Source organism: Paenibacillus silvestris, assembly GCF_009882985.1.
GTDB classification, from domain to species: domain Bacteria; phylum Bacillota; class Bacilli; order Paenibacillales; family NBRC-103111; genus Paenibacillus_E; species Paenibacillus_E silvestris.
In genome coordinates this window covers 286-20,150 of record NZ_WTUZ01000001.1, presented here as the reverse complement: position 1 = coordinate 20,150, position 19,865 = coordinate 286, and the positions used below count along the sequence as shown (strand labels likewise).

Annotated in this window: 15 protein-coding genes; 2 read left to right on the top strand and 13 right to left on the bottom strand. The window is 45.2% G+C overall.

The window, feature by feature from the left end; translation table 11 throughout:
* Positions 1-407: 407 nt before the first annotated feature.
* The 8 genes from GQF01_RS00080 to GQF01_RS00045 all read right to left on the bottom strand — a co-directional run bounded on the left by GQF01_RS00080 (position 408) and on the right by GQF01_RS00045 (position 13,232).
* A complete protein-coding gene (locus GQF01_RS00080) occupies positions 408-1,940 on the bottom strand; it encodes a sulfatase family protein (RefSeq protein ID WP_161404527.1) in 1,533 nt (510 codons plus the stop codon).
* 6 nt (positions 1,941-1,946) lie between these two features.
* Entirely contained in the window at positions 1,947-5,252 is a 3,306-nt protein-coding gene (locus GQF01_RS00075) for a glycosyl hydrolase (protein WP_161404524.1), read from the bottom strand.
* 234 nt (positions 5,253-5,486) lie between these two features.
* Complete coding sequence (locus GQF01_RS00070) at positions 5,487-6,995, bottom strand: extracellular solute-binding protein (RefSeq protein WP_407945378.1); 1,509 nt, start codon at positions 6,993-6,995, stop codon at positions 5,487-5,489.
* Between the two features lie 96 nt (positions 6,996-7,091).
* Positions 7,092-7,964 (bottom strand): carbohydrate ABC transporter permease, encoded by an 873-nt coding sequence (locus GQF01_RS00065; protein WP_161404518.1) that lies wholly within the window; start codon positions 7,962-7,964, stop codon positions 7,092-7,094.
* A 12-nt stretch (positions 7,965-7,976) separates the two neighbouring features.
* On the bottom strand, positions 7,977-8,951 hold the full coding sequence (locus GQF01_RS00060) for an ABC transporter permease (protein WP_407945377.1): 975 nt from the start codon (positions 8,949-8,951) through the stop codon (positions 7,977-7,979).
* A gap of 184 nt (positions 8,952-9,135) precedes the next feature.
* On the bottom strand, positions 9,136-11,397 hold the full coding sequence (locus GQF01_RS00055; protein WP_161404515.1) for a helix-turn-helix domain-containing protein: 2,262 nt from the start codon (positions 11,395-11,397) through the stop codon (positions 9,136-9,138).
* A 196-nt stretch (positions 11,398-11,593) separates the two neighbouring features.
* On the bottom strand, positions 11,594-12,352 hold the full coding sequence (locus GQF01_RS00050; protein ID WP_161404512.1) for a phytanoyl-CoA dioxygenase family protein: 759 nt from the start codon (positions 12,350-12,352) through the stop codon (positions 11,594-11,596).
* 49 nt (positions 12,353-12,401) lie between these two features.
* Entirely contained in the window at positions 12,402-13,232 is an 831-nt protein-coding gene (locus GQF01_RS00045) for a phytanoyl-CoA dioxygenase family protein (RefSeq protein ID WP_161404509.1), read from the bottom strand.
* A gap of 194 nt (positions 13,233-13,426) precedes the next feature.
* On the opposite strand from GQF01_RS00045, the gene GQF01_RS00040 reads away from it, so the two are divergent.
* The gene (locus tag GQF01_RS00040; protein ID WP_161404506.1) at positions 13,427-14,266 is read left to right on the top strand and encodes a helix-turn-helix domain-containing protein; all 840 of its coding nucleotides are present in this window, start codon (positions 13,427-13,429) and stop codon (positions 14,264-14,266) included.
* 30 nt (positions 14,267-14,296) lie between these two features.
* Here GQF01_RS00040 and GQF01_RS00035 read toward each other — a convergent pair whose 3' ends face one another.
* From GQF01_RS00035 to GQF01_RS00015, 5 genes are all read right to left on the bottom strand, one after another.
* On the bottom strand, positions 14,297-15,091 hold the full coding sequence (locus GQF01_RS00035) for a Cof-type HAD-IIB family hydrolase (RefSeq protein WP_161404503.1): 795 nt from the start codon (positions 15,089-15,091) through the stop codon (positions 14,297-14,299).
* Between the two features lie 32 nt (positions 15,092-15,123).
* On the bottom strand, positions 15,124-15,831 hold the full coding sequence (locus GQF01_RS00030) for a VOC family protein (protein WP_161404500.1): 708 nt from the start codon (positions 15,829-15,831) through the stop codon (positions 15,124-15,126).
* 157 nt (positions 15,832-15,988) lie between these two features.
* Positions 15,989-16,720, bottom strand: coding sequence for a class I SAM-dependent methyltransferase (locus GQF01_RS00025; protein ID WP_161404497.1), 732 nt, complete (start codon positions 16,718-16,720; stop codon positions 15,989-15,991).
* A 315-nt stretch (positions 16,721-17,035) separates the two neighbouring features.
* Complete coding sequence (locus tag GQF01_RS00020) at positions 17,036-17,503, bottom strand: hypothetical protein (protein ID WP_161404494.1); 468 nt, start codon at positions 17,501-17,503, stop codon at positions 17,036-17,038.
* A gap of 313 nt (positions 17,504-17,816) precedes the next feature.
* Positions 17,817-18,722, bottom strand: coding sequence for a DMT family transporter (locus tag GQF01_RS00015; RefSeq protein WP_161404708.1), 906 nt, complete (start codon positions 18,720-18,722; stop codon positions 17,817-17,819).
* 153 nt (positions 18,723-18,875) lie between these two features.
* Here GQF01_RS00015 and GQF01_RS00010 point away from each other — a divergent pair, with 153 nt between their 5' ends.
* A complete protein-coding gene (locus GQF01_RS00010; protein ID WP_161404491.1) occupies positions 18,876-19,769 on the top strand; it encodes an AraC family transcriptional regulator in 894 nt (297 codons plus the stop codon).
* Positions 19,770-19,865: the final 96 nt, after the last annotated feature.

The following is a 19,865-nucleotide window of genomic DNA, read 5'->3' as shown; positions in this document are numbered from 1 at the left end:
TTCAACTCCTAACTTCTACCGGAAACTAATCCCCCCATGTTAGTTAAAAACAGCGTTACAGCGGCACTTTGACCTGGGCTTCTGTTCCAATTGGATGAAATCCAATAAAAACACCATACAGAAGTATTCATTCTACTTTTGATTGGATGAAATCCAACAGAAGTGGCTAAAAGACACTAATTCCCGCCAAAATTCATAGCTTTGTTGGATTTTTTCCAATCAACTGGCCATTTAGGCATCTAAATTCGTACACTCGTTGGAATTTATCCAATGAGCTTGACTCAGACGTCCGCCCCGCCTACGAATTAAGGAGTAAGTTCATGCATACTCAAACACATATAAATTCTTAACTGTCAAAAAAGGGGCAGCCCATGGTCAGTAATGACACTTGGGCTGCCCCTTCATTTTTATTCCATCGCCGCAAGCCCATGCCGGTCATAAAAGACCGGGCCGCGGGACCAGACGCATGCCAAATGCATCAGAAGCTCCCCCGTCATGCGTTCACGGACCCTCGCATAATTCTCATCCGCATACACATTATGCCATTCGTTAGGATCCGCTGCTAGATCGTACAGCTCGCCTTGAAACTCGCCGATTCGGCCAATAGCCTCTCCGAGCTTGCCAGGCATATACATGATCAGTTTATAATCCTGTTTTCTCCACATCAACGCAGGAGCCGAATGATGCGGTTCCGCTCCTTTGCCATGAAATTCGCAGAAGGTCCCAAGACGCTGCGTCTCTCCCAGCAGATCAAGCCCGGGCAGCTGCGGATTGACCGGCAATCCCGCTGCCTTGGATAAGGTCGGCACGAGGTCTACGAGCTCGGCCGGGCGGTCGTCCACCGTACCCTGTTTCCCTTGCGGCAAATAGCTTCCGGCCAGGATCATCGGTACACGGACACTGCTCTCATACAAACAATATTTGCTGAAGCGGTGTTGTCTCTCGCCTAGCATCTCGCCATGGTCGGAGACGAAGACGATCAAGGCATTGTCTAGCCGCCCTTGCTGCTCCAGCTTCTCCAGCGCCTTGCCCAAGTAATCGTCAAGCCACGAGCAATTCGCCCAATAACGAAGCGTTGTCCGCTTGCGCTCCTCCGGCGTCATGGTTTCCCATACATGCCGCTTCTCCCAATAGTTGATCTGGCTGCTCTCATTAACCGCATCGGTCGCTGCCAGATGCGTACCTTGCTCAAGCTCCCATGGCGGCTGTGCGATATCCGGGATCTCGTTAATATCGTACAGCTCCTCGAATTCCTTCGGCACATTGAAGCCGGCATGCGGTTTCAAGAAGGAAAGATACAGAAACAGCGGCCGCGACTCATCCAGCCCCTCATCGATGAATTTCAAACATTGCTCGGCCACCCATCCGTCACGGTGCCAAGGCGTCGGTACTTGACTCGTACAGCCGAGATAACCTTTGGAATTCTCTTCGCCGCCACCATAGTCTTTCGTTTCTTCATAATAAGCAGCAAGCCCCTCCGGCTCGGCATCCCCCATCATGACAGCGCCATCCTCATAATGTCCACTGTCACGGGACAGCCCGACAGCTCGTACTTCGAAGCCGCGTGTAGAAGGAACTGGATTCTTCACGCCATGATTCCAATGAGTTTTCCCGAAACCTGCGGTCTGATACCCTGCTTGACGCATCAATTCCGGAAGCGGATCGCTCGGCAGCTTGTCTTCATCGTACAAGCCCCCGTGATTGGTTCGCACACCGAGCTGCGAGGGGTAATAGCCGAACATCATAGATGTGCGGCTTGGCACGCACATTGGTGCCTGACATACCGCCTGGCTGTACGTAATTCCCTGTGCCGTCAGTTTATCAATGTTCGGTGTATGGATATGCGAATTATACCTACCGATACAATCCCAGCGCTGCTGATCCGTCATGAAAAAGATAATGTTCGGCTTCAGCGCAGCTTGTTCCGTGTTGTTTGGCATCGGCGTTTACTCTCCTTCTGGGTTCTGGTAGGACTGTACCCGCTCGGCTGTGTAAACTGGCTTCAATTCGTGCTTCGCATAATCAAAATATTTCCCTTCCAGCAAACCAATTAACGTGTTGGTCACGCGAACCTCGATATGGTTCATGCCTTCCACCAGCATCGATGTACGCCCGCTGAAGCGGTACGGCATCCAGGTACGGGCTCCAAGTGACACCTTGTTCACCAGTACTTCTGCCACATCGTGGAACTCGCGGTCTAGTCCTTCGAATGTCAGCTCGAAGCTCTCCCCTTCGGGCAATCGACTCAGCTGAAGCTCACGGCTGAAGGTCATTGTTCCGCCAAAATGCGGATAACCCGCATATGGACTTGCCGCGAGCGGATGCTGCAAGGCGACCGGACGCTTCAGGACGGGACGCTGCTCGGCATCGAAGCCAGCTTGGAAGCTCCCTGTTAGATACAGCGCATCGATCAAACCATGCCAATCCTTCTCGACCGTCACCTCAACCGAAATTTCATTGACGCCTGGCCGCAAATACGTTGTAATGTCGCAGCCTACGTTCATGTAGTCATACAAAAAGTGTCGAGCAAAATCCAACTTCTGAAGTCGATGGCCGTTAATCATCACCGATCCTTCTCCGGAAAGCGCTCCTTGATCCATCACGAGAAACACCTGATCAAGCGGGTTTTCTACGACGATGGTTGTCGCATACCGGGCTTGAAGTGGATAGGCCAAGCTAATGCGCATCGGCGTTCCGAACAGCTGGCTCATGTGTACAGGCAACTTCGTCAAAGCAGCCAGGTCCGCACACTGATCAATGAACGTTTTGACTTGCACCAACGGTGCATCCTCCTCCGACCCCGACTCTAAGCTGTTAATACCCAGAATCGACAGATGAAACGCATCCAACCGCACCGCATTATCTTCATCGGTTTGCATGGTCCATAAGGTGGCCTCGGAAGCATCAACCTTGAGCTGCCAAGGTTTGTCTGGCAGGGCTTTGGCAGCTGAGCTGCGCGTAATACGGAAAAGTCTGGATTCGTAGGCATCCAGTACGACCGGCAGCTCCCAACCGTTGCCCGTACGTTCAGCCTGGGCAGGCGCCTCGTCGCCGCGATCCAAGGATAGCTCTGTAAACAGAGCCTCATTACCCCCATTTCCCTCCCAGAGAGCGGTTGAAATTTGCAAAGACAGATCACGCACTGGCTCTTCCTGATTGCTCACGAAGACCAGGAAACTATCCGCATCGATTCGGCGAGTCTGCATGAGAATACTGCGTCCGCCGTTGGCCGATTTCAGCTTCACTGCCAGCGGATGAAGCTCTTCAAGCAGATTAGACAGGCTGCCTAGCACTGCAGCTTCGTCAGCTGACGCCGCGAACGGCAAATGATACGCGTTCGCAGCGCCTTTGGACCACGCCAGAGCTGATTCGGCGCTTTCGCTCCAGAATTGCTCGCCGCTAGGCTGCTGCAAACCGAAGACGCTTGCTGAGGAAGCCGCGTCCCAGCCACTGGTTTCGATTGCTTGATACGGCAATTGCCCCATGCTGATAACCGTTCCACCTTGCGCAAGGAACATTTCTAGCTTCGCCCATGCGCCACTCTCCAGATTGGTCATTGGCGGCACAATTACGTTGGTATAGCTGGCATTGCCTAGCTTAATCAGACCGTTCTCCACCACTGCTTCCGAGAGCAGTCCTGTATCCAAATGATCGTAGTCCCTGCCGCCATAGGTCAGTTCGTTGCAAATGCGTGTCCACCACGCTTTCAGATCGTTAAGCTTGCGCTTCTCATCGGCATTGTTACCGCCATAATCAAAATGGTGGAAGGGATTGCCCATATAGGCCCACAACGATGTTGTTGGTTGAAGTACCGCTGTACGAATGTCCGCATCGCCGCAGCTCATAACATAGCTGATCCGTCCGACGTAATCGCCGAGTTGTCTGAAATGCGCCCAATATGGATTTTGCAGAAACTGAGAAGGCGGCGCGTCATGTTTCATTAGCGCATCAAGTGTATAGAAAAAGGCATGAAAGTTAAAAAAGTTCGTACCTTGCGCAGCCATACGATCAATCATCCACTTCGCGTCCTGGAGAGTCATTGACCATCCTACACTATGGAAGCACTCAATTAAGTTGCGCTCACGGCCGAATTGCCGGGCAATGGAACTGACCATTTTGGCGCTGGAACGGAAGCTTTCCGCCTGATTATTCAAAATCCAGTCCAGCGAACGCCCGAGCTTTTCATGCGCGGTATCCCCGCCGGGAACGTGACTGTACCGCTGAGTGGTGTGCCGTACTGACGGCACTTCGGTGACATATTGAAGGCCATACTGTTCACACCAATCATGCACCTGCTTATGATAAGCGCTGAGCAGAAGCTCATGAATAGCCTGGTAGTAATCATAACGAATACGAGCCGACTGATCTCCTTCTTCATATAGCAGTGCATGCAGATGTTCCCGCAGGTCATAGCCATTTTGCTCCATGAAGAAGGACGGCAGCTTCGGCGACCACGGCAAGCTCCCCAAGAGCCCAATCTCGTCGGTAAACATGCCCTTGATCGTACCACCGAAGTATTCACCCAAGTGCTGTGCATACTTATCGTGTGTCAATCGAATGAATGTCGCCATTGCCTCATGATTGCACGGATCGACGAACGTCCCATAATACTTGAAGTCTTCGATTTCCTTCTCCTGCATAATCAGCACTTCCCAATCACCAGGGGGCACCGTCCATTCCATCTTTTGAATCGTACGGTAAGTAAAGAATCGCTTCTGATTGTAACTCGTCAAGCCCGCTTTCTGAAAAATGGGATCCGCTTGGAAGTTCCCGATGGATGAACGGACATCCACCGCCTCGTTCCAAAGCTTGACACCTTCGGCGCTAACAGGAATCGCTTTGGCATACAAAATACGCGCCCATGGGAGCTCCATGGACAGATGCTCTCCGCCCTGCACCCGCTGGGCCCGATGCTCGAGTGTATAGTGCTTAGCCTCCGGATGCTCCAGCGTCACCTCACCGCCAGCGATCCCGCTCGGATACGGGTACTCATCGTAGAGCCATACCTGCAATTTGCGGCGCTCGGCCGCTTCGACCGCTACACGTACTTTCTGAAACCAAGCATCGGATAAGTATGGTATCTGAAGTCCCTGTCTCGCACAGACGAAAAATCCGCCCAAACCTTTATCAGCCATCTCATCAATTTGATAACGAATCTGCTCATCGTCCATTTCCCCATTCCAAAACCAAAACGGATGAATCCGGTACTCCGCTTCCGGCTGTGCAAAAGACTGCATATTAAACTGGGCCATGCAAGCTCATCTCCTCGGCAAGTGCATATATGAAACATTGCTTCATCTATTAAACACTATAAAGGAAGTCACTTTGCTCTATCAATTGCACTATTTTGACACGCATGATTCTTTCTGCAACTATCTTGCCCGGTTAGCACATCCTTGCGAAATCATGCCCATATGACGGGCAAATACGCAAAAAGGCTGCCCATCTTTACTGGCAGCCTTGTGGATTTTATTTTTGCAGCTATCCTACTTTTTCATATCCTGATACGCTTTCTTCTGTTCTTCCATGACCTCTTTACCGCCGGTCTTCATGTATTCCGCAACCATATCGTCGTAAAGCTTATCAAAATCCGCCGGCTTAGCCGTTACCGTCTTCACGAAGATTTCAATGGCTTTATCACCCAAGGTTTGATTGTATTTAATTTGTGCTTCTATGGGTCTGTCAAAACGTGCCGGCAATTGTCCGTCCTGATCGCCAACCTTGATACTATTCATGGTGAAGTCTTTATATTTAGGATCAGCCGCGTTTGCTTTTAGTGTTTTTTCCTGATCGCCCATATCTTTACCATTGATCAGCATGCTGTAATCCAAATAATTGTACATCACCTTCTTGGCTTCATCGGTATCCATAATGACTGGAATGCCGTCATCACCTTTTTTGTAGGTAACCCCTTCCGTCCCGTTCTGCAAGTCGAAGATAACTTTATAATCCGACATCCAGTTTAGGAACTTAACGGCTTCCACGGCCCTTTTACTAGCCTTCGGTACCATGAGATGAGCAGACAGCGGATGGTAAATCTGTTTCACATGCTTGCCTTCATAGTTCGTGAACGGATCTACAGGCAGCAGCGTGGCACTCGGAACATTCTTCTGCAGGGTGGAATAATACGACTGATAGACAGGTTCGTTGGTATTGGTGATCGCAAATCCGATCAGTCCATTCACTAAATCAGCCTGAAATTTCTTACCATCTTTGTCCAGCGCAAAATCAGGGCTAATTAAGCCTTCGTTATACAGCTTGTTCAAATATTTATAACCATCTTTATTGCCTGGTTTCATCAGATCTGGAAGAGAGTAATACTCTTCTTCCGTCATTTTCTTCCAGAACGTCCGAACCAGCGGATCCAGGTTGTTGTTATACCGAATGCCATAAGGAATAACCTTTCCGCCCGTGTTGCCTGGATCTTTCTCCTTAAATGCTTTCAATACGGTATAGAACTCATCGGTGGTTTTCGGTGGCTGCATACCCAGCTTGTCCAGCCAGTCCTTCCGCATGATCGGCGTTGAGCTGGCAATAATAATTCTTTTCGCTGGGATCGTGAACTGTTTGCCATCAAAATTACCGTAGCTCAAGAGCTTATCTCCGAGATATTTCTTCAAATTCGGACCGTGTTGGTTGATCAAATCGCCAAGCTCGGTCAGCCCTCCCTGTTTCACCCAATTCTGAACAGCGGGATCGCTATAGGTAAATATAATGTCCGGCGCCTCATTGGCCGACATCAGCACATTCAGTTTTGGCACTTCCTCGGTTCGCGGAACGGTTACAAATTGCAGTTTGATATTATTCGGGTCGCCAAACTTTTCCTGCATGTATTTGACAAAGTAACTTTCCGTAAGCGGCGGAGCGCCAGGCGGCGTGTTGCCACGGTCGAAGAGCTCTATTTTCAGAGTTACCGGATCACCCTTAGTCCCACTTCCATCTGCACCCCCTGCGCTAGAACAGGCTGTAACCATACCTGCCAATAACATGACCATGAGTGAACTGCTAACTGTCCGGATAAGCGATTTTTGATTGCGCAAATCATTCAACTCCCTTTTTCATATAGAATGGGAACTCATCTTATGAATCAATCAACCCTTCACTGCGCCAACCATAATCCCGGAAATAAAATATCGTTGAAGCCAAGGATATACGAGCAAAATCGGAATCGTGGCAAACATGATACTAGCCGCTTTTAGACTTTCGGGAATTGGGGCCATAGCACTCATTCCTTCCGTCGCGGTCGCATCGCTCATTTGATTACTGATGACCAATTGGTACAACTTCAGCTGAATCGGGTACAGATCTTGATTGGTAATATAAAAGAGCGCATCCATGAACCCGTTCCAACGGCCTACCGCATAGAACAAACTCAATGTTGCGAGTACCGGCAACGAAAGTGGCAACACAATCCGGAATAACGTTCCGAAATGCGAGCTTCCGTCAATCCGTGCAGACTCTTCGAGCTCCTCTGGAATGGAGGAAAAGAAGGACTTCAGGATGATGAGATAAAAAGCGTTAATCATGCCGGGCAGTACTAATGCCCAGAGGGTGTTCGTCAACTTTAATGATTTTACAAGCAAATATTCCGGAATTAATCCTCCACTGAAAAACATCGTAAACACGATAAGAATCAAAAAGAAATCCCGGCCCTTCAGCTTTTTCTTCGTAAGCGGATAAGCTGCGCAAATCGTCATGATCATGCACACTACCGTGAATACAGCCACAAGTACAATGGTGAAAAATAACGAGCTAACCATCTTGGCATCCTTAAACACAGATTCATAGGCCAGAGTGCTCCATTCTACCGGGAATACCGTTACCTTGTTGGATAAGATCGCCGCATTGGAGCTTAACGAGACCGCGATCAAATGAAGGATAGGAACAAGGCATACGAAGGATGCCACGGTTACAAGCAGGATGATACAGCTATCAATAATCTTGTCGCTGGCCCTGACTTTCATTAGACGCCTCCCTTACCAAATTCCTTGATCAGTCACTTTTTTGGAAATATAGTTCGATGACAACAGGAAGATCAACCCGACGACAGCCTGAAATAATCCAATAGCCGTAGCGATTGTAAACCTGGCAGAATTTATCCCGACCTTATAAACGAAGGTACTTATAACATCGGACACGTCTGTAACTAGCGGATTCGCCAGAACAAAGGGACGCTCGAAACCGATGCTGGCCATATGCCCAATATTGATGATCAGCAAAATCATAATGGTTGGTTTAATCCCAGGAAGCGTTATGTTCCAAATCTTACGCAGTCGCCCTGCTCCGTCCACTTCCGCAGCCTCATATAACTCTTTATTTATTCCGGCCAAAGCTGCCAAATAAATGATTGTGCCCCAGCCAGCATTTTGCCACACACCCGCTCCCACATAGGTGATTACCCAATAGATGGGCTCAGTGAGAAATGGAATCGCTTTCATTCCAGAGGACTTCAATAATATATTTACCAGCCCTGTATTTGTGGATAGCAGCTGATACACCATGCCTCCGATGATAACCCATGAAATAAAGTGAGGCAGATATAAGACGGTTTGTGCCCCCTTCTTAAACCATTTGATCCGGATTTCGTTCAATAATACAGCCAAGATGATCGGTGCTGGGAAGGAAACCACCAAGTCGAGAAGATTAAGCAGCATCGTGTTTCGCAGCACCTTGTAGAAATCCTTCATTAAGAATATTTCACGGAAAGCATCCAGACCGACCCAAGGACTCTTCCATATTCCCTGGAACATATTGAAATCTTTAAAGGCGATCGTTACCCCATACATCGGGATATACTTGAAGATTAGAAAATACAGCATAGGTAAAGACAGCAATGCGTACAACTGCCAATCCTGATTCAAAAAAAGTCTCCTGCTTTTTTTTAACGCTGACGAGCGAATGGTGTACTGAGAAGCTAGCGTTTTGTCCATTGCAGGTTCATTACTAGGCATGCAATCCCTCCTTTTCATCATTGTGTTTTCACAATAATTCAAGCTAGGTCAACATTCAATTAACATGAATCGCCGCTTATCGAAAAGTAAGAAAGTGCCTAATTCAAGTCCTTAACCTTTTCTCACACCTTAACATTTCCGAATAAAATTGAAAGCGCTTGCTATTTTAACGTATCCAATCTGCTTATTGAAGGCTATTTACCTCCGTTTTCTTGCGAAAGTCTCCAGGGGGAACACCTACCACATTCTTGAAAGCCCGGTGAAAGGAAATGACATGAACATAGCCAACTCGTTCTGCGATATGTTGTACCGATAAATCGGTCTTAAGGAGTAATCTCTGAGCTTCCTCCAAACGAATCCGCAGCAAATAATCAATAAACTTCTCCCCGAACTCCTCTTTAAACAACTTGCTTAAATATCGAGGGTTCATTTCAAAATGGTCGCTAATCCTGTTTAGGGATAGATCGGAGTCGACATAGTGCGTTTCGATATACACTTTAACTTGGCAGATGAGTTCATGATTGTTCCTTGCGTAGCGGGCAGCTCGAACACGGGGTTCAAGCTCGGAAAGCAGCATAACTAACCGCTCATGCCATTCTTCCAGTTTCTCAGAGTGCTCCACCAAGGCTTCAAGAACCGGCTTATACTCTGTGGTCCACAGTTCCTGTGCCTCTCCTGTCATTTCCATCAGTTCTTTATTCAGATGATACATGAAGTAATTGGAAATGTGGTTGATATCACTTTGTGAGAAGCGGCCCTTCTTTAAAGCATGAAAAAGCGAAGTCATATGAGTCTGCCATTGCCCGTCGTCCGTGCGGAACGACTTCACGATGATTCGAACCGATTGCAGATGAGGGAAAATCCGCCCTTCCGTTTTTGCATGTACATCCCTGCTTCCAATGAGGGAGCCTAATCCAAAGACGGGCTTGTAAGACAGATGTTTTTTGGCTTCCGCATAGCTTTGTGGTATGTGTCCAAGCGTGTGAGTCTCTGGCCCAATTCCAACTGACACCGTAAATTCTAGATTGGCCAGAATCCAGTCCTGCAGTTTCTTCATGAAATCATAAACGGTATTCTCGTCTTGCTCCTGGCGATCATTCAAGTAAAACAGGACGGCCATTTGCTGTGGTTCCACCCACTCATTCCAAGCAAAAATCCCTTCGTTTTGGGCAACTTCCTGAAGGACATTACTGACAACAAATTTAAGCAAGTACTGGTCGCTTGAGCTATAGTCACTTATGAAATGAGAGTATCGGTCGATTTCCATCATCGCCACCGCCAACCTGTTGAACTGGGAGGGTAACTGCAATCTAGCCGTCTCTTGCTTCCACTCCGTTTCGTTCATGATCCTATGGCCTTCCAACCAATCGGCCAATACTTGCCTTCTACGAATCAGTAAATCATCGTTATGTAGTTTCTCATACTGGCTTGTCTTTTCTAACAAGTTATCAATGGCCAATTCGATAAATTTCAGTTCGTCGACCCCCGCATGCTTAACTAGCTCGCTGCTTTTTCGCTTCGTGTAATCATTGATTCTTACCGCAATGGATTGGATCGGCTTGTAATGCCTGTGGGTAATATACGTAAACCAAAACACGCCAATAATGATAGTCGCTATGCCCACTATGATCCAAAGGTCATTAAACTGCGACATGAAAGATAATTTCCGATCTCTTTGCCCACCGGGCATATACAGCCACCCCGTATAGTCGGAATGGATCTGTTTCCGCTTCAGTTCTTGTACGGATGTGGTTTGGCTTTGCAGCGTCAAGCTCCGGTCAAAAGGCTCTAGGTTAGAGGTCAGCAGCCGAATGAAGCCGGCATCATATCGCGTTAAATCTTTCATGAACCCAACTAATGAACGAACGCGGATGTTGACCACAACAGCCCCCTGTTTGATACCGTCTATGGGGAAAAACTTGACTAATGACACCACTTGCTCTTCACTTGAATCATGAATAAATTCGCGATAACTTCTTGGACTCGTCCACCCGGGCGGCGACGTCCTCGACTGATAGGCAGCAAGAAGGAAGTCACGGTCCCCGAACTGATCCAAGTCGGATAAGCCATTTCTGGATAATATTTTGCCCGATTGTTCGTTGTACATATATATGGAACTGGAAAAAGGCAACATGGAAGAGAAATCATCCAGCTTATGTGAAATCACAAAGTAATCAAAAAGCGTTTTATCGCCTGCCGCATACGTATAGAAATCTTTTAACTTCTCATCTGTAAAAATTTCTTTGATCGTCATTTGTTCGGAAGCTTTCAGATTCGCGTCAACTGCCTGCATGACCTTGGTCGCAATGGAGTCATCCGTCATCGCGATTTGTTTTTGTGCCGAATTATTTAATATCGAGAAAAAAGAAAAGATTAAGACGGAAATGACAACGAAAAATAGGGGAGCGTAAGACAGCAGCATGCGATGATACCAGCTCATTTTCATCAATATCAGTCCCTCCTGCACCTTTAACTAGATTGACAAATAGCAGAAAAAGTTATTTTCCGCTAATTTCCATTCATTCAGCATAGTATATTGGATTGAAAATTGTTGTCGAATCCTGTTTGGAACAACATGGAAGAGACACAAAAAAACATCGGAGGAGGATCCGATGTCCTTGATTTGATATGGATTGTTCGAATTAATCAAAAATAGCTGAAAACTGTTCCGCTGGCCGGGATATCGTATCGGCATCCATGTAACATACGCTGAAGGCCCTACGCGATTTGCTGCTGCGATTGCCTTCCGAACCATGAATCGTCCAGTTATGAAGCAAAACGGCTTCACCGGGTTGGAGCTCCAAATAATCCGGCTCCCTATTTACAGTCAAATCCTCAATCTGCTCCTTGGTCAGAAATCCGGATGGATCACTCGGATTCATCAGATTCCGGTGCGTGCCTTCATATACTTGCACACAGCCGTTTTCACGAGTAGCTGGGTCCAAAGCTGTCCATATGGTCAACAATGGATCACGATCCAAATTGGACCATCGGTCCTGATGATAAACCAGACGAGTCCCATGAAAGGCGGGCTTGTTCATAAACATGGCGCGATAACAAGCCACTCTAGTGTGAATTCCGTATATTTTTTCGGCAATGGAGCGAAACACAGGCTTCTTCATATAGGCCAAATATACGGGATCGAGCTCCAGATTCTGGATTTTCCGATAGTTCAGCGTTGCTCCCTTAAAACCCAACGTCTGCGCCGACTGTTCGTACCCTTCCCCTTCTTCTCGCTGCATCATCAACTTGTCATAATCTATTTCTGCTTTTCCCAGCATAATCTCATCTATCCTACTGGTAAGCGCTGTCACTTCATCCTCTGTCAAAACTTTTCCAAGCCTTAGGTATCCTTGCTCTTCGTAGGTCCGCCATTGCTCGAACGACAACGTATCACCCATGCTAGAACACTCTCCCTTATCTGAATTCATAATTGGATAGGAGCAAGTCTCAACATTCTGCAGAAGTCATCTCATTTGTAAAAATTCGTTTGTATTCCCCGGCGGACATTTTCTCTGCCGATTTCGGAGCATAGTGAAACTGCAGCGATCGACGACGCTTGGAGGAATGATTATTCGGCGTGCCGTGGTACAACAGCCCATGGAAGAACAGAATTCCGCCCGGCTGGAGTGGAACAGCCGTGTCCTTATCTACCGGCACGTTCGTGTCGCAGATCTGCCAATCTCGAACAGCGTAATGCGGTGTCGCTCCGCCCATATGGGAGCGTGGGATAACGTGCATGCAGCCGTTGTCGAGTCCCGCCTCGTCAAGTGCGATCCAAACGCCAACCACTGGCTTCTTCCAAGTCAAGTTGTTGTAAGCCATATCTTGGTGCCATGGCTTCTCCGCTCCCCCGAAGGGAGGTTTCAATAGAGCCTGGTCCTGAACGAGATTCACTTCTTCGCCGAGCAATCGCTCAACAACAGATAGGATAGCCGGATGATAGGCTATTGCTCGCAGCGACTCATCGAATTCCACAAAGTTATACAGCTTTCTTACGGCAAACTCTCGTTCATCATCAGTCTTTAACTCACTCTGCGGTTTAGTGAATTGCAGTTTAACCTTCGTATCACGGTTAAAAATATTATCCATAACAGCATCAATCGACTGCCCGACTTCCTTGGCCGTCAGTATTTGCTCGATGGCAATGAATCCCGTTTCCTTGTACTGTTTGATGTACTCATCCGTAAAATCATGGATTGATGCTAACGGTTGATGCACATTGTCGAATCGATACATGCGTGCGTTAATATCATCTGTATTTTGTACATTTGTACTCATAGAATCCCTCCTGCAGAGTGATAAACTTACATTCGTTACCTTTACAATAACGTTTAACTGCATGGATGGAAATGGATGGAAGAGCTACTTTTTTGTATAAATCTGCATATGGCCGACATTCATAAACTCGTTGATTACAGTCGAAGCTTATGATTAAATGGAACCAAACGTCATTTCTTGGAGGAGTGTTTGCGATGATCACTTTCTTATATAACGGTTCCGTGGGAAAATCTCGCTGCGAACCAGGTTGGGAATGGTCACGTTCAACCCCCATGCCCGATTACGACCTCTGGTATGCGATAGAAGGAAGAGGGCAAATGATTATCAATGGCGTAAATTACCCGATCACGAAAGGCTCCTGCTTCTTAATCCGGCCCGGCGATCAAGTGAAAGCAACTCAGGAACTCGATCATCGGTTAACCGTCATCTTCATCCATTTTATCATCCAACCGGGGCTGGACGTTGCTCTTCCCGAGAGGCATGTACGGCTAGAGGACACCACCTTACCGGAAACCTGCCTACAACGAATTGTTGAGCTGCAGCTTCGCGAGGAAGATCGGCAGGAAGAAGAATTTGACCTGCTTGTGCATCTTGTTCTTCTGCATATGCTGCGCCAGCAGAAAAGCAGTACACCGTCGCCTGTTTCTCATATGCATAAACAGCTCATCCACAAAGTTATGGATGAGCTTCGCGACCAAATTGGCGAAAAAACAATAACCGTAGCAAGCCTCGCCGAAAACGTCAGTGTTTCTCCGCGCTACTTGAGCCAACTGTTTATGAAATACACGGGTTACTCGTTAAGGGAGTACATTACGCGAGTCCGCATGGAACGGGCACGATTCCTTCTGTCCGAGACCTCGATGAATATTACGGAGGTTTCCAGCGCACTCGGCTTCACTGACGTATACCATTTCAGCAAAATGTTCAAATCTCATCATGGAGCGCCTCCGTCCAGCTTTCGCTACAAAGGACGGCCAGCCACAAGCAATTATGGCGATTCCAAGCCTGGGCAAGATATTGATCCTCTTGAGTGATAACTTGTCCAATGTAACAACTCGCTCCATTTACAGTACAAATTTCTCAAGTGCTACAGCAACACCGTCATGATCATTTGATTCCGTAACGTACTTGGCACAATCTTTGAGTTCCGTTATCCCATTCCCCATTGCAACTGGAAATCCACACATATGGAAAAGTCCCAAATCGTTAAAATCATCTCCGAAAACCATGACATGTTCCGAATCTATTCCGATATCATTTAATACCGACTTGACTGCATTTTCTTTGGATGCTGATTTATGCATAATTTGAACCAATACGCCTCCATCGGTTGCGATTACATTGACCTGGTCACCGAACTTCTGGCTAATATCTCTCCATGCACTATAACCAAGAGCTAGTATTTTTGTCGGGGAGATTGTACGGATAAAATCATCATCAACTACCTGCGGTTTAGGTTCACTCGAACGGGCACCGAACTGAGCACTCACTGTGTCGGGAACTGGTGTGCACGTGTACCACAAGTCATTTACTTCATATGTAATTACTTGTTGAGGTTCATTCAACCTAATGAATTCGTTAATTTGTTGGCTAACCTCTGCAGGGATGCTAATGTGCTGCTGAGTCTGCTTGGATTTACATGTTACTAGGGCACCATTGTAGAAAACCATGTAATCTACAAAAGGAATAGCCTTTACAAATTGTTCAGCCGCTCTAGGAGGTCGTGCCGTAGCAACAATAATAGGAACGCCGGAATCAAAACACCTTTTAACAGCACTATAATTTCGAGGAGATATAGATTTATTACTATCCAGTAATGTTCCGTCCAAGTCTAGTACAATTGCCTGTATCTCTACCATTTATGTCCCCTCCGCAGGTTCAATTATCCAAGTTAAGGTAAATTCAAAAGCGCGGGTATTTCTGGATTGAAACTCGTTACTTTTAAACTAATATTGTACTCTTTAAAATTAAAATGAAGATGACCATCTCGCCTTAAAAATGGCACACCTTTTTCTGTCAGTTTTTTACTAACCTTACTAACAAAATCCGTACTACTTACTCCGAATATGACATTCATAGTTGGTGGTAAAGCAACCATTTCTATTGGTATCCATTTTCTCTTTTTTGAAGGTATGACCATATGCGATGTGCCGCCTATTGCAAAAGTAAAGTCATCTCTTACTTTATCAAGTCTTAACTCAAAAATGTCTACAAAAAATTCTCTAAATTCCTTAACACTATCTGCCGGAAATCCAATTTCTCTAAGGTACAGCAATTTAAAATCTCCTGCTGGGGAAAGTATTCCTTCCTTGACATAATGATGTGTGATAATCTCTAGCAGATTACCATCACCATCTCGAAAGTAAACGTTTTTACCAGTTTCAAAATTATCAATATATCTGCCATCAGACCATTTTAATAGTTGAATCCCCTTACTTTTGAGCAAATTGACCACATTTTCAAATTCCGAAAGTGGCACTTCAAAAGCAAAATGAGCTGCAGCTATTGGTTCCATCGCTTCTTTAAACGATATTTTAAAGTTTTCAATTGGTTGAAAACATATTTCGTCTTTCGTTTCAAAAATAATTGGGAACTGCAATTGCTCACAGTAAAATTGTTTGACCCCTTGAATGGAGACTGTCTTTAATTGAAGTTGTTCGTAATGAGTAATTATAAAGCTTTCCCCCTTTAAGAACTTTAATTCCTACTCCACTAATATTAACACATATTGGAAATACCCTCCGATTACTCCGCTCTTAGTCTGGGCAGCGAGCGATGAAGACGAATTCTAGTCCAGGGCGATCCGGTGCATCTCGAATATCCTCGACAGGTAAGTTAGCCGTGAATAAGGAGTCGACAATCTCGGACTGACTGCGGAACCTCAAGGTCGAATCCGAGGTTAGTATCATCCCATCCCTCTGAAAAACGAACGTCTGACGGAACGAAACTAGGGGTAATTGCACATCGAGAAGATCCACCCACTTCTCTACCTTTCCGATTTCAGCTGCTTCAATTACCTTATAGGACTGCTCACGATTCCAGTCCTTCCATGCTTCCTTTGAAGGGTCCCTTACCTCGAATACAAGCCGTCCACCCGGTCGAATAACTTCACGACATTCACGAAGTGTTGACATCCACTCTTCATCAGTTACAAAGACTTGAGCGGCGTTTCCGGTCATCATGACTAGATCCACTTGCAGATCAGCTAGCATCGAAGCTGTTCCATGAAGCCATTTAACCTGGTCAGCATATGCCTTACGACTTGCGACTTTGAGCGAAGCGGCGGCTGGATCCACGCCAATGACTTCTTTACTAAGTGCAGCAAGCCGACAAGCAAGGATGCCGGTTCCACAACCAATGTCAATCACCGATTGAGCACAGAATTCCTCTGTTATTGCGATATACGGATCAAGATCTGGGCGTTCTGATGAATCAAACAAATCGTAAACATCTGCAAGCCTCGGCTCCTCAAATATCCTGTCAGCCATGTCTATGATTCCTCCTTGATACCTCTTATTTCTATCCCATCTGCACCTTCAGAATAACTTCCTTCATTACCGATATCATCGCGCGCACCAAAACAATAAGTAAATGATAAGTGACTGGCAGAATATCGGTAAAGTGAATTGTTGACTATACTTAAACATTACTGCCCCTTTAGCGTGGAAAAGGCAACCGGTTGTCAGGCCGATTACTGAGATGTCTTCATTCAGCTATCTTGACCACTCTTGTGGTACACTAACTAGTATTAAAAACAGACCCAACGATATCTCGTTGGGTCTGTTTTTATGACGACACAAGTTTTAAACCGTACCTGAAGAATCTAGTACATCCGGACCATCGATGACATCGATCACACCAATAGCCAGAATGCTAATAGCAGCTGCTTTTCCCAGCTTTTTCACGCCGTCTTTCAGCCGCGTTTTATCGCTGTCCTTGAAGCCTGTCACGACATCTTTTCCACCCTCAACCACATACTCGATGCCATGGCCAACTCCTCTTGCTGTTGTGATAGCCGTTTGTTCAAGTTCATGGAGTCCAGCTTTCGATTGCTGCTTATCCGCGGTAATTAGGCCTGCGCCTAAATCCCATACACCGCTCGCTGCGTGGCCTGCGATCTCGCCAGTTTTAGCCGTGACCTGTTCTACATCATTCCCGATTTCCTTTATATAATCACTGCGAACAAGCTCCCCTGCCACACGGACAGTTCCTCCAAGCACTTTGCCTGTCACATCGCCTGCCAACTTGCCTAAATCCTTCAGAAAATCCATCTCAAGCACCTCCGTACATCAGTATATGCTGTATTACGATTGTCGAAACACTTGGTTGCATGTTCGAATTAGGATTAACTAGTTAGGTTAAAGCTTATGAACAAATAAATATCAAGCTAGATAAGTGACTAGATCTCCTACTTTGTCCTTTCTGTTATTTCATTTAGTTTAGCAATAATTATTTCATCATTCTTTAATTTGAGTCTTAAGCTTCTGTCTATGCTAATTAGTCCAATTACAATACTAAACATTAAAAAAATTATAACAATTTCGATGATAAAAACCTCCTTAGATAAAAACAAATACTCATGACTCAATCGATATTTTGAACCTTGTACTTTAAAGATTTTGACCAAAAATACATTCCCATACCGAATAAAGTCATCATACCGCCGAAGAACTGAAATAATGAAATTGTTTCACCTAATAACAGATACGCAAGAATAATAGCAAGAACAGGTTCTCCAATAATACCTACTGAGACGGTCGTTGCTCCGATTGATTTTAACAATAGATTAAAAATACATTGTCCAAAAAGAGTTGGGATGATTGCAAGCAGCAAAAAATAAGTCCAGTCTGACGAGTCATATTCAATAAAAGAGTAGTTATTTAATAAATTGTAGATGAGCATGATGATACCACCAATAAAAAAAACGAAAATACTGTACACATTTGAATCCATTTTGCGGCTTACTTGCTGACCTGCCAACAGATATGCTGAAACAGAAAGTGTGCCTATTAACGATAAGCCGTCTCCAATTAGCGCTTCTTTTGAAATCCCTATGTCTCCCCAAGCGATAAGGACTGATCCCAAAAGAGCAGCAATCAAGCAAAAAACGGTGAGCCGGTTAGCTTGCTCCTTGAACAAGAAATAAGAACCGATCATGACAAACAATGGTTGTAACGACAAGATAACCATGGAGCTTGCAACTGAGGTATAGGTCAATGATTCCATCCAGAATAAAAAGTGTAACCCTAGAAAAATACCGGCTAAAATAACGATACTCCAATCCTTTTTACTCATAGCTAAGGAACGAAACATTTTCCAAGGTACAAAAGGGAGCAAGATCGTTACGGAAATAAACAATCTGTACATCCCGGCTACAGATGTGGGTGTATTAGAAAATTTTATCATAATGGAAGAAATTGAAACGGACAATATACTGATAAATAACAAAATAAACGGATGAGAAGATAAAAAAGCTTTATTCAATTTAATCATAGTTCCTCCAAGCTGTTTAACAATTATCTGTGCACAGAAATTGTAATGGTAAGCCGAAGCTGGATATAATAATATCATCATCAACGTTTTTTTTGTGTAATAATATCATTCATTTATATTGAAATATCGTCAGACAAAGGGGCATGTACGTTGAAAAAGCAGTTGCACGAAACCATTCAGTATCCTGACGAGGCATTTCCATATATGATGTACACTCATTCTAATCAAGGATCTATACCTGAAGGCAGAGGAGTTAACGATTTACATTGGCACGAAGAATTACAAATTACTTTAGTGACCAATGGGAAATTAACTATACAAATCAACGGTATCGATTATGACTTAGAAACCGGTCAGGCCATTTTTATCAATAAGAGTGTCCTTCACGTTGTTACGTACCTAACCCATGACGGTCAATATGTAAGTTTCAATTTTCCGGAGAAGCTGCTAGCCTTTTATTCAGAAAGTGCCATGGAAAAAAGTTATGTACATCCTTATACGAATTCTTACTTATTATCAATAGAAATCAAAGGAGACGCGGAGTGGCACAAACAAATCTTGCAAATACTTTGGTATATGAAGAATGAATTTGAAAAGAAAAAAAACTGGGGATGGCAGTATGAGGTTTCCATCAAAACGGTTCAGTTGTGGCTATTACTAATATCTAATATATCCCTTTCTTCAGAGGAGTCCTCTAAACATAGCAGACACCAACAAGAAAGACTGCAATTAATGCTTAGCTTTATCCATCAAAATTATACAAACCATATTACTTTGAAGGAAATTGCTGAGACAGCTCATTTGAGTGTTTCGGAGTGCACTCGCAGTTTTAAAAACAGCATTCATATGACTCCTTACTACTACTTGGTCAAGTACCGTATTAAAAAGAGCGTAGAGCTGTTAGAATCTACTGAATATACGATAACCGAAATTGCCCAGAGAGTTGGTTTCAATCATGTAAATCATTTTATCCAATCTTTTAAAAAACATCGTGACATTACACCTAAAGAATTCCGCAAAATTAGAAATGAGCTGACTTCATAAGTAATCTGTCCGTTAACGGGGAAAAGACAGCCACTTTCAATGTCTTGATTAACAACAAAAAAAACCTTACGAGGATTTCTCCTTGTAAGGTTCTTC